The following is a 532-nucleotide window of genomic DNA, read 5'->3' as shown; positions in this document are numbered from 1 at the left end:
AGATGTTAGATAAGCAAACTGTAGAAGGGTTTGCGAGCATTTCGGAAGACTACAACCCAATCCATTTAGATGAAGATTTCGCTAAAACCACGCAATTTGAGCGTCCAATCGTGCACGGTATGTTGGCATCGAGCCTTATCTCTGGCTTGTTGGCTTCTAAAGTGCCGGGCGCAGGCAGCATTTACTTGGGGCAATCCTTGAAGTTTCTTCGTCCTATTTTTGTTGGCGAAACTGTCACAGCCAAGGTGGAAGTGATCAGCGTGCGTGAAGACAAACCTATCGCTGTGATATCTACTCAAGTATTGAGCTCGAATGGTGAAGTCGCCGTCGATGGTGAAGCGACAGTGATGTACTCTGTTTAACCACAAAGTCATAAACGACAGCCAATATTTACTACAAACTGAAGGCAATAACGCGAGCAGCGGATGTGCTATCAGGCTTCTTCAATAAATAATTCAATCCTAATGTGCGTTTTAGTGTTTGGTGCTAAAACGCCATTGTCCAGAATATAAAAATCCCACTTGTTATAATG

General features: G+C 43.6%; 1 protein-coding gene. It reads left to right on the top strand.

Features of this window, described 5'->3' with window-relative positions:
* The coding region (locus tag BCT81_RS04215; protein ID WP_102423326.1) for a MaoC family dehydratase at positions 1 to 362 on the top strand (362 nt) is incomplete at its 5' end.
* Positions 363 to 532: the final 170 nt, after the last annotated feature.

The organism is Vibrio sp. 10N.261.52.A1 (assembly GCF_002876325.1).
GTDB classification, from domain to species: Bacteria; Pseudomonadota; Gammaproteobacteria; order Enterobacterales; family Vibrionaceae; genus Vibrio; species Vibrio chagasii.
This window is presented reverse-complemented; position numbering and strand designations above follow the sequence as displayed.